Consider the following 13,787-nt stretch of genomic DNA (forward strand, 5'->3'; position numbering starts at 1 on the left):
GTTGTCTCTCAGCCCGCCTTTCGTGTGGATGCGGCCGTCTTCTTGCTCCGGCTGCGGGAGGACGTACCGCGGGAAGGACCGGACGTGGCCTTCTTCGCGGTGCTCTTCTTCGCGGTGCTCTTCTTGGCGGGACTCTTCCTGGCCGCGCTCTTCTTGGCGGTGCTCTTCGCGGCGGTGCTCTTCGCGGCGGTGCTCTTCGCGGCGGTGCTCTTCGCCGCTGTGCTCTTCGCCGCTGTGCTCTTCGCCGCGGTCTTCTTGGCGGGGCCCGTCTTCGCGGTGCCCTTCGCCGCCGGGCTCTTCCTGGTGGCGGCCTGTGTCGCGGTCTTCTTGGCGGGGCTCCGCCGCCCGGGGCTCTTCTTCGCCGTACGCGTCCCGGCCGTACCCGTTCCGGCCGTACCCGTTCCGGCCGTACTCGTCCCAGCCGTACCGGCCTTCCCCGAACCGCCGTCCTCACCGCCGCCCGAGGTCTTCGCCCCGTTCTGCAGCACCCGCGCGGCCTCCGCCTCCGGCGACTCCTGCGGCCGTGGCCGCGTCAGCCACGCCACCGCCGCCCCGGTGGCCGCCACCGGCCACTCCACCAACCCGGCGATGCCCAGCACCCCGGCCCCCGTGTACACGAGCACGCGCCGCCCACGCGGCGACACGGCCCCGATCCTGTCCAGCGTGCCCTCTGCGGCCCTGCCGACCGTCCCGGCGCCCGGCACCTTCCGCAGCGCCGACGCAGCCGCGTGCAACGGCCTCGGGAGCGTCTGCGCCGATTTCGTCTGCGCCGATTTCTGCTCAGCCATGACTGTTCGTCCTCGCCTGTGCAAGCTTGTGCAAGCTGTGGAAACCCTGGGAACATCACCTTCCGCATTTCTCCGGGTTCCCGCACTTCGGGCGCTCACCCCGACGAAGTCGGCCGGACGGGTGGCACAGCACTCTGGTCCAGACCCCTTGACGAAAGGTCTGGACCAACAGCAGTGTCATGTCTACGACATCTCACCGCACCCCCACGGGGAGGCCCGGCATGATCCGCCGCAAGCTCCGCCTGCTCGCCGCCGCGCTCGCGGCCACCGTCCTCACCCCACTGGCGGTCGCCACCGCGTCCGCCGCTCCCGCCGCCGCCGACACCTGCGCCGTGAAGTCGAAGCCCACCGGCAAGGTGCTCCAGGGTTACTGGGAGAACTGGGACGGCGCCGCCAACGGCGTCCACCCGCCGTTCGGCTGGACCCCCATCACCGACTCCCGCATCGCCGCCCACGGTTACAACGTGATCAACGCGGCCTTCCCGGTCATCCGCTCCGACGGAACGGCCCTCTGGGAAGACGGCATGGACCGGGACGTGAAGGTGGCGACGCCCGCGGAGATGTGCGCCGCCAAGGCGTCCGGGCAGACGCTCCTGCTCTCCATCGGCGGCGCGACGGCCGGCATCGACCTCAGCTCGGCCGCCGTGGCCGACCGCTTCGTCGACACGATCGTGCCGATCCTCAAGAAGTACAACTTCGACGGCATCGACATAGACATCGAGACCGGCCTGGTCGGCAGCGGCCACATCAACCAGCTGTCCACGTCCCAGGCCAACCTGATCCGCGTCATCGACGGCGTCCTGGCCCGCATGCCGTCCGGCTTCGGCCTCACCATGGCCCCGGAGACCGCCTACGTCACCGGCGGCAGCGTGGTCTACGGCTCCATCTGGGGCGCGTACCTGCCGGTCATCAAGAAGTACGCCGACAACGGCCGCCTGTGGTGGCTCAACATGCAGTACTACAACGGCAGCATGTACGGCTGCTCCGGCGACTCCTACCCGGCGGGCACGGTGCAGGGCTTCACCGCCCAGACCGACTGCCTGGACAAGGGCCTGGTCATCCAGGGCACGACGATCCGGGTGCCGTACGACAAGCAGGTCCCGGGCCTGCCCGCCCAGCCCGGCGCGGGCGGCGGCCACATGCCCCCGTCCCAGGTCGCCCAGGCGTGGAACCACTACAAGGGCGCCCTCAAGGGCCTGATGACCTGGTCGATCAACTGGGACGGCTCGAAGAACTGGACCTTCGGCGACAACGTCAAGGCCCTCCAGGGCCGCTGACGCCCCCTCACCGGGCCGTGAACGCCAGCTTCGCACCCAGCGCCACGAACGACCCCGCGAAGCTCCGCCGCAGCCACGCCATCACCCTCGGCCGGGAGATGACGTGGCTGCGCACGGACGCGGCCAGGACGCCGTACCCGGCGAACACGACGAAGGTCACCAGCATGAACACGCCGCCCAGCACCAGCATGCGCGGCAGGGCGCCGGCCTGTCCCGGGTCCACGAACTGCGGCAGGAAGGCGAAGAAGAACAACGTCAGCTTCGGGTTCAGGATGTTGATCAGCACGCCCCGCAGGATCACCCGCCCCGCCGGAACGGGCCCGCCCCGCTCCGCCCCCACCGTGAGCGCCTCCTTGTCCCGGAGGGTGGCCAACGCCATATACAGCAGGTAGGCGACACCGGCGTACTTGAGGACCTGGAAGGCGGTGGCACTGGCGTGCAGCACCGCCGCGACCCCGGTGACGGTGGCCAGCAGGTGCGGCACGATGCCGAGCGCACACCCGAGGGCTGCGACGACGCTGGCGCGGCGCCCGCGGGAGAGGGCGGCGGCGAGGGTGTAGACGACCCCGGTGCCGGGGGTCGCGACGACCACGAGGGTGGTCAGCAGAAAGGCGATACTCATGGCCACCACCCTGGGGCGGGGCGACCGAGCCCTACAGGTCCAATGCCCCACCGGCGTCGGGGACCACTCGCGAACGGCCCACTGAACGACAACGCCCACCCCTCACCCGACCGAGTCGGGTGGTGGGTGGGCAAAGGCCGGGGGTCCAGGGGGCGGAGCCCCCTGGTACGGCAACGCAAACGGACGTTCAGCAGCCCACGAGCCGAGAAGCGAGGTACCCCTCGATCTGGTCCAGCGACACACGCTCCTGCTTCATCGTGTCCCGCTCCCGCACCGTCACCGCGTTGTCGTCCAGCGTGTCGAAGTCGACCGTCACGCAGTACGGCGTACCGATCTCGTCCTGGCGACGGTAGCGGCGCCCGATCGCACCGGCGTCGTCGAAGTCGATGTTCCAGTTCTGCCGCAGCGCCTGGGCGAGGCCCTTGGCCTTGGGCGACAGCTCCGGGTTGCGGGACAGCGGCAGGACGGCGACCTTCACCGGTGCGAGCCGCGGGTCGAGCCGCAGCACGGTCCGCTTCTCCAGCTTGCCCTTGGCGTTGGGGGCCTCGTCCTCGACGTACGCGTCGAGCAGGAAGGCGAGCATCGCGCGCCCGACACCGGCCGCCGGCTCGATGACGTACGGCGTCCAGCGCTCGCCGGCCTCCTGGTCGAAGTAGGAGAGATCCTGGCCGGAGGCCTTCGCGTGCGAGGAGAGGTCGTAGTCCGTCCGGTTGGCGACACCCTCCAGCTCGCCCCACTCGCTGCCGCCGAAGGAGAAGCGGTACTCGATGTCGGCGGTGCGCTTGGAGTAGTGGGAGAGCTTCTCGGCCGGGTGCTCGAACCAGCGCATGTTCTCTTCACGCATGCCGAGGCCGGTGTACCAGTTCCAGCGCTGCTCCATCCAGTATTCCTGCCACTTCTCGTCCTCGCCCGGCTTGACGAAGAACTCCATCTCCATCTGCTCGAACTCGCGGGTCCGGAAGATGAAGTTGCCGGGCGTGATCTCGTTGCGGAAGGACTTGCCCATCTGGGCGATACCGAACGGCGGCTTGCGGCGCGACGTGGTCTGCACCTGGGCGAAGTTGGTGAAGATGCCCTGCGCGGTCTCGGGCCGCAGGTAGGCGACGGAGCCGCTGTCCTGGGTCGGGCCGAGGTGGGTGGAGAGCAGGCCCGAGAACTGCTTGGGCTCGGTGAAGGTGCCCTTGTTGCCGCAGTTGGGGCAGTTGAGGTCGGCGAGCCCGTTCTCCGGGGCGCGGCCCTTCTTCTCCTCGTAGGCCTCTTCCAGGTGGTCCGCGCGGAACCGCTTGTGGCAGGAGGTGCACTCGGTCAGCGGGTCCGTGAAGGTGGCGACGTGGCCGGAGGCCACCCAGACCTCGGGGGCCAGGATCACGGACGAGTCGAGACCGACGACGTCCTCGCGCGAGGTGACCATGTAGCGCCACCACTGGCGCTTGAGGTTCTCCTTGAGCTCGACACCCAGCGGACCGTAGTCCCAGGCGGCGCGCTGACCGCCGTAGATCTCACTGCACGGGAATACGAAGCCACGGCGCTTGCTCAGGCTGACGATGGTGTCGATCTTGTCGGCGGCCACGGTGCTCTCTTCATTACGACGACGGGCGACGAAGCGAGATGCTTCCAGAGAATGCTTCAGGTTACCGGCGTGGACTGCCCCCCGGCCAAATCGGGGGGCTCCCCTCCTCGCGACCGGTCGTGACCGGGCATTGTTGACAACGGTTTCCATATTTGTTGAAAATGAATGCCATGAACGTACGACGACGCCACATATCCGGCATAGCAGTCACCGCGGCCGCCGCACTCGGCCTGGGGACCCTCTCCGCCTGCTCCAGCGACAGCGCGGCGGCGGGCAACACGGACAAGTTCGACGTCGTCGCGTCGTTCTACCCGATGCAGTACCTCGCCCAGCAGATCGGCGGGGAGCACGTGAACGTCACCACCCTCACCGAGCCCGGCCAGGAGCCGCACGACCTGGAGCTGAGCGCCAAGCAGACCGCCGAGATGGGCGAGGCGGACGCGGTGCTCTACCTGAAGTCACTCCAGCCCGCCGTGGACGAGGCCATCACCCAGTCCGACGTGAAGACCAAGATCGACGCGGCCACGCTGACGACGCTCGAGGACCACGGGAGCGTCGAGCACGACCACGGGGGCGGGGAGCACGCCGCGGAGGAGCACTCCGAGGAGGAGCACTCCGAGGAGGAGGAGCACGCCCTCGACCCGCACGTCTGGCTGGACCCGGTGAAGTACGCCGAGATCGCCGAAGGCGTCGCCAAGGCCTTCGAGAAGGCCGACCCGGACCACGCCGCCGACTACCGCAAGAACGCCGAGGCGCTGGCGAAGAAGCTGGCCGGTCTGAACACGGCGTACGAGGACGGCCTGAAGAACACCGACAGCAAGGTCTTCTTCACCAACCACGCCGCCTTCGGCTACCTCGCCGAGCGCTACGGACTCACCCAGGAGGCCATCAACGGCCTCGACCCGGAGAGCGAGCCCAGCCCCGCCCGGATCAAGGAACTCCAGGAAGAGGCCAAGGCCGACGGCGTGACCACCGTCTTCTACGAGACACTGGTGTCCGACAAGACCGCGAAGACCCTCGCCAAGGACGCGGGCCTGAAGACCGATGTCCTGGACCCGCTGGAGGGCATCACCGACAAGTCCAAGGGCGACGACTACCTCGCGGTCATGGAGTCCAACCTCAAGGCGCTCGAGGCCGCCCTCGGCGCCAAGTGAGCGTTCCGATCGTTACGGAGGGCCTCGTGAGCGACGAGACCGTCATATCCCTGCGCGGCGTCCGCGCCGAACTCGGCTCACGCCCGGTCCTGCGCGGCATCGACCTCACCGTGCGCGGCGGCGAGGTCGTGGCCCTGCTCGGCGCCAACGGCTCGGGCAAGTCCACGGCCGTGCGCACGGTCATCGGCCAGGTGCCGGTGACGGCCGGCGAGGTCGAGCTGTTCGGCACCCCGCGGCGCCGCTTCCGCGACTGGGCGCGCGTGGGCTACGTCCCGCAGCGCACCACGGCCGCGGGCGGCGTCCCCGCGACGGTGACCGAGGTCGTCTCCTCCGGCCGCCTCTCCCGCGCCCGCTTCGGCGTCCTGCGCAAGGCCGACCACGAGGCCGTGCGCCGCGCCCTCGACCTGGTGGGCATGGCGGACCGGGCCAAGGACTCCGTGAACGCCCTCTCCGGCGGCCAGCACCAGCGGGTACTGATCGCCCGCGCCCTCGCCGCCGAACCGGAGCTGCTGATCATGGACGAGCCGATGGCGGGCGTCGACCTGGCCAGCCAGGAGGTGCTGGCCGAGACGCTCAGGAAGCAGGTCTCGGCCGGCACCACCGTCCTGCTGGTACTGCACGAACTCGGCCCCCTGGAGCCCCTGATCGACCGGGCGGTGGTACTCCGCGACGGCTGCGTCACGCACGACGGCCCGCCGCCCGAGGCGGTCGGCCAGCACGCGCTGCCCGGCCACGACCACGTACACCCGCACGCACCGGCGGGCGCCGAACCGATCCGCACGGGACTGCTGAGCTGATGGAAATCCTGAACTACGCCTTCATGCAGCGGGCGCTGCTGGCGGCCGTCCTGGTCGGCATCACCGCCCCCGCCGTCGGCATCTACCTGGTCCAGCGCCGCCAGGCCCTCATGGGCGACGGCATCGGCCACGTGGCGATGACCGGCGTCGGCCTCGGCTTCCTGCTCTCCTGGTCCCCGGTGTGGATGGCCACCCTGATCTCCGTGCTCGGCGCGGTCCTCATGGAGCTGATCCGCTGGTACGGCAAGACCCGCGGCGACATCGCCCTCGCCATGCTCTTCTACGGCGGCATGGCCGGCGGCGTGATGTTCATCAACCTCGCGCCGACGGGCTCCAACGCCAACCTCACCTCGTACCTCTTCGGCTCGCTGTCGACGGTCTCCGACTCCGACGTGACCGCGATCTGCCTGCTGGCCGCCTTCGTGGTCGTCGTCACCCTCGGCCTGCGCCGCCAGCTGTTCGCGGTCAGCCAGGACGAGGAGTTCGCCCGGGTCACCGGCCTGCCGGTGCGCGCGCTGAACCTGCTGACGGCCGTCACGGCGGCGGTGACGGTGACCGTCGCGATGCGCGTCGTCGGGCTGCTGCTGGTGTCCGCCCTGATGGTGGTCCCGGTCGCCGCCGCCCAGCAGCTCACCCGCAGCTTCGCCGCCACCTTCGCGGTCGCCGTCGCCATCGGCGTCAGCGTGACCATCGGCGGCACGGTCACGTCGTACTACCAGGACGTGCCGCCCGGCGCGACCATCGTGCTCCTCACCATCGGCGCGTTCGTCCTGCTCACCGTGCTGGCGGCGCCGCTGGCCCGGCGACGCGCGCGGGCGGTCACCGCGGCGCAGGCCGCCGCGGATCCGGCGGAGTGCAAGATTCCGGCCAGCCGGGGGGCCACCGACGAGGTCGGCGTCTGACTGCCGGCCGGCCAGGCTGGCACAATGGCCCGGCAAGCCGCAGACGGCAGACGTGAGGAGGAACCCGGTGACGACCGCTGGACCGCCCGTGAAGGGCCGCGCCACCCGGCAGCGGGCCGCCGTGTCGGCGGCCCTCCAGGAGGTCGAGGAGTTCCGCAGCGCACAGGAGCTCCACGACATGCTCAAGCACAAGGGCGACTCGGTCGGGCTCACCACGGTCTACCGCACCCTGCAGTCCCTCGCCGACGCCGGCGAGGTCGACGTCCTGCGCACCGCCGAGGGCGAGTCCGTCTACCGCCGCTGCTCCACCGACGACCATCACCACCACCTGGTCTGCCGCTCCTGCGGCAAGGCGGTCGAGGTCGAGGGCCCCGCGGTCGAGAAGTGGGCGGAGGCCATCGCCGCCGAGCACGGCTACGTCAACGTCGCGCACACGGTCGAGATCTTCGGCACGTGCGCGGACTGCGCGGGTGCCTCCGGCGGCTGAGCCGTGGGGCCGGGGCTTCGCCCCGGGCCCCTTTCGGCCTGGCGGCCTCGTCCTCAAACGCCGGACGGGCTGGAAGAGTCCGGCCGACCTTCCATGGCGAGCAGTTCCTCGTTCGGGATCGCGCCGCCGAAGCGGCGGTCCCGGGAGGCGAACTCCAGGCACGCCCGCCACAGGTCGCGGCGGTCGAAGTCGGGCCACAGCACGTCCTGGAAGACCATCTCGGCGTACGCGCTCTGCCAGAGCAGGTAGTTGGACGTCCGCTGCTCCCCGCTCGGCCGCAGGAACAGGTCCACGTCCGGCATGTCCGGGTAGTACAGGTACTTCGCGAGCGTCTTCTCGTTCACCTTCGACGGGTCGAGCCGCCCGGCCCGCACGTCCTCGGCGAGGGCCTGCGCCGCGTCGGCGATCTCGGCGCGCCCGCCGTAGTTCATGCAGAAGTACAGCGTCAGCCGGTCGTTCTCCTTGGTCTGCTCCTGCGCGACCTGCAGCTCCTTGGCGACCGACTTCCACAGCTTGGGCATCCGCCCCACCCAGCGCACGCGGATGCCCAGCTCGTCGAGCTGGTCGCGGGTCTTGCGGATGAAGTCCCGGTTGAAGTTCATCAGGAAGCGCACCTCGTCCGGCGACCGCTTCCAGTTCTCGGTGGAGAAGGCGTACAGGGAGATGTTCTTCACGCCCATCTCGATCGCGCCCTGGAGCACGTCCAGCACCCGCTCGGCACCGACCTTGTGCCCCTCGGTGCGCGGCAGCCCGCGCTCCTTGGCCCAGCGTCCGTTGCCGTCCATGACGATCGCCACATGCTCCGGAACCAGCTCGCCGAGCCCGGGGGGCCGCGCGCCGGACGGGTGCGGCTCCGGCGTCCTGTAGTCCCGGCGCTGACGCCCCAGGATCCCGCGTACGGCCATGTGTCTCTCGTCTCCTTCAGGATTTTTCGACGTATCGCAGGGAGCGCAGGCCGCGCTCCAGGTGCCAGTGCAGGTACGCGGACACCAGCCCGCTGCCCTCCCGGACGTACCGCGACTCGCACGCGTCCGCGGTCCCCCAGTCCCCCGTGAGCAGCGCCCCGAGCAGTTCCAGGGCCTGCGGCGAGGGTACGACGCTGCCGGGCACCCGGCAGTCGGCGCAGACGGAGCCGCCCGAGCCGACCGAGAAGAACCGGTTGGGCCCCGGCATCCCGCACTTCGCGCAGTCCCCGAAGGTCGGGGCGTACCCGTTCACGGCGAGGGAGCGCAGCAGGAACGCGTCCAGCACGAGGTTCGGCGCGTGCTCGCCCCGGGCGAGGGTCCGCAGCGCGCCGACCAGCAGCAGGTACTGCTGCACCGCCGGCTCGCCCTCGTGGTCGGTGAACCGCTCGGCCGTCTCCAGCATGGCCGTCCCGGCCGTGTACCGCGCGTAGTCGGTGACGATCCCGCCGCCGTACGGCGCGATGGTCTCGCTCTGCGTGCACAGCGGCAGCCCGCGCCCGACCAGCTCGCTCCCCTTCGAGAAGAACTGCACGTCGACGTGCGAGAACGGCTCCAGCCGCGCCCCGAACTTCGACTTCGTCCGCCGCACCCCGCGCGCCACGGCGCGTACGCGTCCGTGACCGCGCGTGAGCAAGGTGATGATCCGGTCCGCCTCACCCAGCTTCTGGGTGCGCAGCACGATGCCGTCGTCGCGGAACAGACTCATGGCGCCCATTCTCGCGCATGCTTCAAGGCACCTCGCCACGGCTTCGGGCGTTGGTGTAAGCCGTCGCCGCGCTGAGCCGCTCGGACGGGGTGGCGTGACGTACGTCACCCGGTTCGGCATCCCACTCCCGGCCCCCGCCGTACGGGCGCATCTGGACGTACGGCCCCTCGTGCCCCATGACGAGGCCCACGCGTCCGGTACGGGTGTCGATGGCGTAGGAGCCGACGGGCGGGTACGTCATCGCAGCGCCGCCGCGAGCCGCTGCGCGGTCTCGACGGAACACCGCCCCAATTCGATGAGTGGACAGGGTGCCTCCCGCGCAAGACTCACCGGGTCGAGCCCGAGGGAGGGAAGAGTAATTCCTGCCTCCGCGAGTGCTGCGCGCAATTCCTTCACCGCTACCTCCGCTTCTTCGACGCAGAGCGCCGAGTGTCGTGCCTCCACCGTGTTCCCCTTCCCTTTACGGTTTCACTCTTCGTGTCCCCAGAATGCCTCTCTGTGCCTACACTCGTCAGGAGTCATTGCACTACAAGTGCGGGTCAGCGCATGGGGGTTGGTTATGGCCAACGGTTCACGGCAAGCGGCGTGGGAGTTCTTCGGCACGGAACTCAAACGCCGGCGGGAGGACGCCGGAATCACCCAAGTCGAGCTGGGGGCAAGGGTTTTCGTGTCCGGCGGATACATCGGCCAGTTCGAACAAGCTATTCGGAAACCGCAGCTGGATGTGGCTCAGCGGATTGACGAGACACTACAAACCGACGGTATTTTCGAGCGGCTGTGCCGGAAGCTGATTGATGATCCGAGGTATGCGGATTACTTCGCCCACGTGGTGGAGCTGGAGCGGCTGGCCACACGGATCTGCGAGTTCGCGCCGACGGTTGTTCCGGGCCTGCTCCAGACGCAGGAGTACGCACGCGCGGTCACCATCGCCGCCAACCCGTTCAAGTCCGACGCCTACGTCGACGAGATCGTCAGCGCCCGCCTGGAGCGGTCGCTGATCCTCGACGACGCTACACGGCCCGAGTATTGGGTGGTCTTGCACGAGAACGTGCTGCGGATCGCCATGGGCGGCCCGCAGGCCATGACAGCTCAACTGGACCACGTCGCGCGGCTGATGCGCGAGCGCACGGCGGTGGTGACGGTGCTCCCGTACAAGGCGGGGGCGCACGCGGCCATGACCGGAGATCTCAGGCTCATGGACTTCGAGGACGCACCTCCGGTCGCCTATACAGAGACCTCGTTTTCGGGAACGCTGGTCGACGTTCCAGCCGTGGTGAAGCGGGCGCAGCGCGCATACGATCTGCTCAGGGTCGCCGCGCTGTCGCCGGAGGCGTCCCTGGCCCTGGTCGAGTCGGCGGCGGAGGACTTCAGACGATGCGCGAGTACGACCTGAGCAACGCCCGCTGGACGAAGAGCAGCTACAGCAACGGCGAAGGCGGTAACTGCGTCGAAGTCGCGCACGACTTCCCCGGCGCCGCCCGCTGGCGCAAGAGCACCTACAGCAACGGCCAAGGCGGCGACTGCGTCGAGGTCGCCGACGGAGTCCCCGGCGTCGTGCCCGTCCGGGACAGCAAGGTGGCCGCCGGGCCGGTGATCGTCGTGGGGTCGGCCGCCTGGACGGAGTTCGTACGTACCGTGGGGGCCGCCCGCTTCCTTGCCAGTGTCGTGCCTCCGCGACCCGAGTAAAGGGCGCTGCGCGTCGCCTTCGGCGATCGGCCTGCGGCCGACCCTTGACTCGGCTCGCTCCAGCACGGGTCAGAAGCGAGCGAACGGCCCGGAAAGACGGGTGGCCGGGCCGGGTTCACGATCAACCGTCGGCTGCGTACGCCTCCGGCATCGGCGGTGCGCGCTCGCGCCTCGCCAGCACGCCGGGCCGGCTCAGCGGCTTGCGGCCGGTGGGTGGTGCGGCGGCGCCCCGATGTCGGCACGCCACGCCGTCTCGGCGGCCAACGCGCCGGACAGGCAATTGGGCCCAGACCACCCCCTGAAAATGGAGGACACTTGACCCCAAAGTGTCCTCCATTTCCAGACCCCCCTCCGCACCCCGCCCGCAATCCACGCCTCACCGCCCACCAGTGACCAGTCACCACCCACCACCGCAAGCCGCTGAGCCCACGCGGCGTGCTGGCGAGACGCGGACGCGCCCTGCACGCCGGACGCCTGCGCAGCCGACGGAAGGGACCGGCGGGCCCGGGCCACCCACTCTCCCCGGGCCGCCCGCACGCTTCTCACCCGTGCTGGAGCGAGCCGAGTCAAGGGTGACCCGGAGGGTCATCGGCGCAGCCGACGCGACCGCAGGAAGCGCCCTTTACTCGGGTCGCGGAGACACGACACTGGCCAAGAAGCGGGCGGCCCCCACGGCCACCTCACCAGCACGCGGTCCCGACAACGGCCCCATGCGCAAGACTTGCCCCACAGAACCGCAACGACCAAAGGGGGCACCCCATGTCGTACCCGGAGCCGCGCTACCTCGGCGAGAAGGGCGAGATCAACGCCGTGTTCAGGGGGGCCGACACCCCGCCGGACATCGTCTCCCCCGGCGGCACGACCACCCACTACCTCGCGAGCCACGCCTCCACCGGAGGTGAGTTCGGGCTGTACAAGGTCGACATGGGCCCCAAGGCGCCCGGCGCCAAGACGCACTTCCACCGGAGCATCTCCGAGTCCTTCTACGTCCTGTCGGGCGAGGTGGAGCTGTACAACGGCGAGCGCTGGGTCACCGGACGCCAGGGAGACTTCCTGTACGTGCCGGTCGGCGGACTGCACGCCTTCAAGAACGACAGCGACGACCCGGTGTCGATGCTGATGCTGTTCTCGCCGGGCGCCCCGCGCGAGGAGTACTTCGAGCGCGTCGCCGAGTTCGCGCAGCGTGGCGGCGAGGAGCTGCGGGAGTTCCAGGTGAGGCACGACAGCTTCTTCGTGTGACGGGTCAGGGAGAACCCCGAGGCCCGCACTGGGGTAATCCCCCCTGGATTTCGGGTTGTTCCCCGGATGGGGAGGGCCCTGGACATCCGCGAGGCTCGTCGCATGACGCAGCGCACGCGAACCATCCGCAACGCCGCCATCGTCGGCGTGTCCACGGCCCTCCTCGGCATCACCGCACCCGTGACCGCCTCCGCCACGGCAGCCCCCTCCGAGCCCCTCGCCTGGACCGCCTGCGAGGGCACCGGCATCGACCCCCGACAGCAGTGCGCCACCGTCCAGGTCCCCATGGACCACGCCGACCCGGACGGCCCCCTCATCGACATCGCCGTCTCGCGCATCCCGAGCGAGAATCCGGACGCCCGGCGCGGGGCCCTGCTGCTCATCGCCGGCGGACCGGGCGGCTCCAGTCTCAACGACCCGTCGCGAAAGGGGCAGAAGCTGCCCCAGAACGTCCGTGACACCCACGACCTCATCGGGTTCGCGCCGCGCGGCCTCGCGCCGTCCACCTCCGTCAGTTGTGGGCTGGAGTACGGCGACCTCGCCACCTCCAAGCTCCGCCCCTGGCCCGCCCCCGACGGCTCGGTGGACGGGAACATGGACACCGCCCGGCGCACGGCCGACGCCTGCGCCCGCAACGGCGGCGAGCTGATGCGGCACCTCAGCACCGCCAACGAGGCCCGCGACATCGACCGCATCCGGGCCGCGCTCGGCGAGCGGAAGATCTCCGCGTGGGGCGTCTCGTACGGGACGTACGTCGGCTCGGTGTACTCGCGGCTCTTCCCGCACCGCACCGACCGCGTCGTGCTGGACAGCCTCGACGACCCCGACCCCACCCGCGTCAACCGCGCCTGGCTCGCCGGGCACGAGCAGGGCGTGGAGGACACCTTCCCGCACTTCGCGGCCTGGGCCTCGGAGCCCGGCAACCCCGACCGCGTGGCGCGCAGCGCCTCCGACGTGCGGCCGATGTTCCTGCGGCTCGCCGCCCGGCTCGACCGCGAGCCGATCCCGTGGCCCGGTGCCAACCCGGAGGAACTGAACGGCAACGTGCTGCGCCAGACGATGCTGGACAGCTTCGCCTCCCCCAGCCGCTATCCCACGCTCGCGAAGCTGATGGTGGCCGCGCGGCGGGGCACCGTGCCGCCCGCGCCCGCGGGGCCGCCCGAGGCCGTGCTGCAGAACGTCACCGCGGTCGGCGCCGGCGTCCTGTGCAACGACGTCGCCTGGCCGAAGTCGGCCGCCGGGTACCAGAAGGACGTCACCGAGAGCCGCGCCGAGTACCCGCTCACCGCCGGGATGCCCCGCAACGCGATGCTGTGTGCCGCCTGGCCGTACCCGCCGCGCGAGGCGCCGGTGCGGATCACCGACCGGGGGCCGTCCAACATCCTGCTCGTCCAGAACGAGCGCGATGTCAACACCCCGCTCAGCGGCGCCCTGAAGATGCGGGAGGCACTCGGCCGGCGCGCGGTCATGGTCACCGTGGACTCCACCGGCCACGACGCCTACCTCGCCGAGGGCAACGCCTGCGGCGACCGCACCGTCTCCCACTTCCTCGCGACGGGAGAGCGGCCGGACGCGGACCTGTACTGCCGCTGAG

The 13,787-nt window shown here is 70.2% G+C and carries 16 protein-coding genes; 9 read left to right on the forward strand and 7 right to left on the reverse strand.

The window, feature by feature from the left end; translation table 11 throughout:
• Positions 1 to 8 precede the first annotated feature (8 nt).
• Positions 9 to 788, reverse strand: a complete 780-nt coding sequence (locus tag ACFW48_RS01420; RefSeq protein WP_386309320.1) for a hypothetical protein — start codon at positions 786 to 788, stop codon at positions 9 to 11.
• Between the two features lie 221 nt (positions 789 to 1,009).
• Here ACFW48_RS01420 and ACFW48_RS01425 point away from each other — a divergent pair, with 221 nt between their 5' ends.
• Positions 1,010 to 2,065 (forward strand): chitinase, encoded by a 1,056-nt coding sequence (locus ACFW48_RS01425; protein ID WP_386309321.1) that lies wholly within the window; start codon positions 1,010 to 1,012, stop codon positions 2,063 to 2,065.
• Positions 2,066 to 2,072: 7 nt separating this feature from the next.
• Here the strand turns inward: ACFW48_RS01425 and ACFW48_RS01430 are convergent, their stop codons facing one another.
• Both ACFW48_RS01430 and ACFW48_RS01435 read right to left on the reverse strand, forming a co-directional pair.
• Positions 2,073 to 2,687: a LysE family translocator gene (locus tag ACFW48_RS01430; protein ID WP_386309324.1), complete on the reverse strand. Its 615-nt coding sequence runs from the start codon at positions 2,685 to 2,687 to the stop codon at positions 2,073 to 2,075.
• A 187-nt stretch (positions 2,688 to 2,874) separates the two neighbouring features.
• Entirely contained in the window at positions 2,875 to 4,257 is a 1,383-nt protein-coding gene (locus ACFW48_RS01435; RefSeq protein ID WP_386309325.1) for a glycine--tRNA ligase, read from the reverse strand.
• A gap of 170 nt (positions 4,258 to 4,427) precedes the next feature.
• On the opposite strand from ACFW48_RS01435, the gene ACFW48_RS01440 reads away from it, so the two are divergent.
• The 4 genes from ACFW48_RS01440 (at position 4,428) to ACFW48_RS01455 (ending at position 7,597) form a co-directional block, all read left to right on the forward strand.
• Positions 4,428 to 5,411: a zinc ABC transporter substrate-binding protein gene (locus ACFW48_RS01440; RefSeq protein ID WP_386309327.1), complete on the forward strand. Its 984-nt coding sequence runs from the start codon at positions 4,428 to 4,430 to the stop codon at positions 5,409 to 5,411.
• A gap of 26 nt (positions 5,412 to 5,437) precedes the next feature.
• The gene (locus ACFW48_RS01445) at positions 5,438 to 6,208 is read left to right on the forward strand and encodes a metal ABC transporter ATP-binding protein (protein WP_386309329.1); all 771 of its coding nucleotides are present in this window, start codon (positions 5,438 to 5,440) and stop codon (positions 6,206 to 6,208) included.
• Positions 6,208 to 7,110 (forward strand): metal ABC transporter permease, encoded by a 903-nt coding sequence (locus ACFW48_RS01450; RefSeq protein ID WP_386309331.1) that lies wholly within the window; start codon positions 6,208 to 6,210, stop codon positions 7,108 to 7,110. Before ACFW48_RS01445 ends, ACFW48_RS01450 begins: the two co-directional genes overlap by 1 nt.
• Before the next feature lie 67 nt (positions 7,111 to 7,177).
• Positions 7,178 to 7,597 (forward strand): Fur family transcriptional regulator, encoded by a 420-nt coding sequence (locus ACFW48_RS01455; protein WP_386309333.1) that lies wholly within the window; start codon positions 7,178 to 7,180, stop codon positions 7,595 to 7,597.
• Between the two features lie 53 nt (positions 7,598 to 7,650).
• Here ACFW48_RS01455 and ACFW48_RS01460 read toward each other — a convergent pair whose 3' ends face one another.
• Genes ACFW48_RS01460 through ACFW48_RS01475 form a run of 4 tightly spaced genes read right to left on the reverse strand, consistent with a single transcriptional unit; the run spans position 7,651 to position 9,712 of the window.
• Positions 7,651 to 8,502, reverse strand: coding sequence for an isoprenyl transferase (locus ACFW48_RS01460; protein ID WP_386309334.1), 852 nt, complete (start codon positions 8,500 to 8,502; stop codon positions 7,651 to 7,653).
• A 16-nt stretch (positions 8,503 to 8,518) separates the two neighbouring features.
• A complete protein-coding gene (gene recO / locus ACFW48_RS01465; RefSeq protein WP_386309335.1) occupies positions 8,519 to 9,268 on the reverse strand; it encodes a DNA repair protein RecO in 750 nt (249 codons plus the stop codon).
• 22 nt (positions 9,269 to 9,290) lie between these two features.
• Entirely contained in the window at positions 9,291 to 9,509 is a 219-nt protein-coding gene (locus tag ACFW48_RS01470) for a hypothetical protein (RefSeq protein ID WP_386309337.1), read from the reverse strand.
• On the reverse strand, positions 9,506 to 9,712 hold the full coding sequence (locus ACFW48_RS01475; RefSeq protein ID WP_307852187.1) for a hypothetical protein: 207 nt from the start codon (positions 9,710 to 9,712) through the stop codon (positions 9,506 to 9,508). Before ACFW48_RS01475 ends, ACFW48_RS01470 begins: the two co-directional genes overlap by 4 nt.
• Positions 9,713 to 9,827: 115 nt before the next feature.
• Here ACFW48_RS01475 and ACFW48_RS01480 point away from each other — a divergent pair, with 115 nt between their 5' ends.
• The 4 genes from ACFW48_RS01480 to ACFW48_RS01495 all read left to right on the forward strand — a co-directional run bounded on the left by ACFW48_RS01480 (position 9,828) and on the right by ACFW48_RS01495 (position 13,786).
• Positions 9,828 to 10,661, forward strand: a complete 834-nt coding sequence (locus ACFW48_RS01480; RefSeq protein ID WP_386309339.1) for a Scr1 family TA system antitoxin-like transcriptional regulator — start codon at positions 9,828 to 9,830, stop codon at positions 10,659 to 10,661.
• On the forward strand, positions 10,643 to 10,954 hold the full coding sequence (locus ACFW48_RS01485; RefSeq protein WP_386309340.1) for a DUF397 domain-containing protein: 312 nt from the start codon (positions 10,643 to 10,645) through the stop codon (positions 10,952 to 10,954). The genes ACFW48_RS01480 and ACFW48_RS01485 overlap by 19 nt, the downstream gene beginning before the upstream one ends.
• A gap of 759 nt (positions 10,955 to 11,713) precedes the next feature.
• Positions 11,714 to 12,193 carry a cupin domain-containing protein gene (locus tag ACFW48_RS01490; protein ID WP_386309342.1) on the forward strand — a complete coding sequence of 160 codons (480 nt, stop codon included), beginning with the start codon at positions 11,714 to 11,716 and terminating at the stop codon, positions 12,191 to 12,193.
• Between the two features lie 102 nt (positions 12,194 to 12,295).
• Complete coding sequence (locus ACFW48_RS01495; protein ID WP_386309343.1) at positions 12,296 to 13,786, forward strand: alpha/beta hydrolase; 1,491 nt, start codon at positions 12,296 to 12,298, stop codon at positions 13,784 to 13,786.
• Position 13,787 lies beyond the last annotated feature (1 nt).

The organism is Streptomyces sp. NPDC058812, from assembly GCF_042744565.1.
Taxonomy (GTDB): Bacteria; Actinomycetota; Actinomycetes; order Streptomycetales; family Streptomycetaceae; genus Streptomyces; species Streptomyces thinghirensis.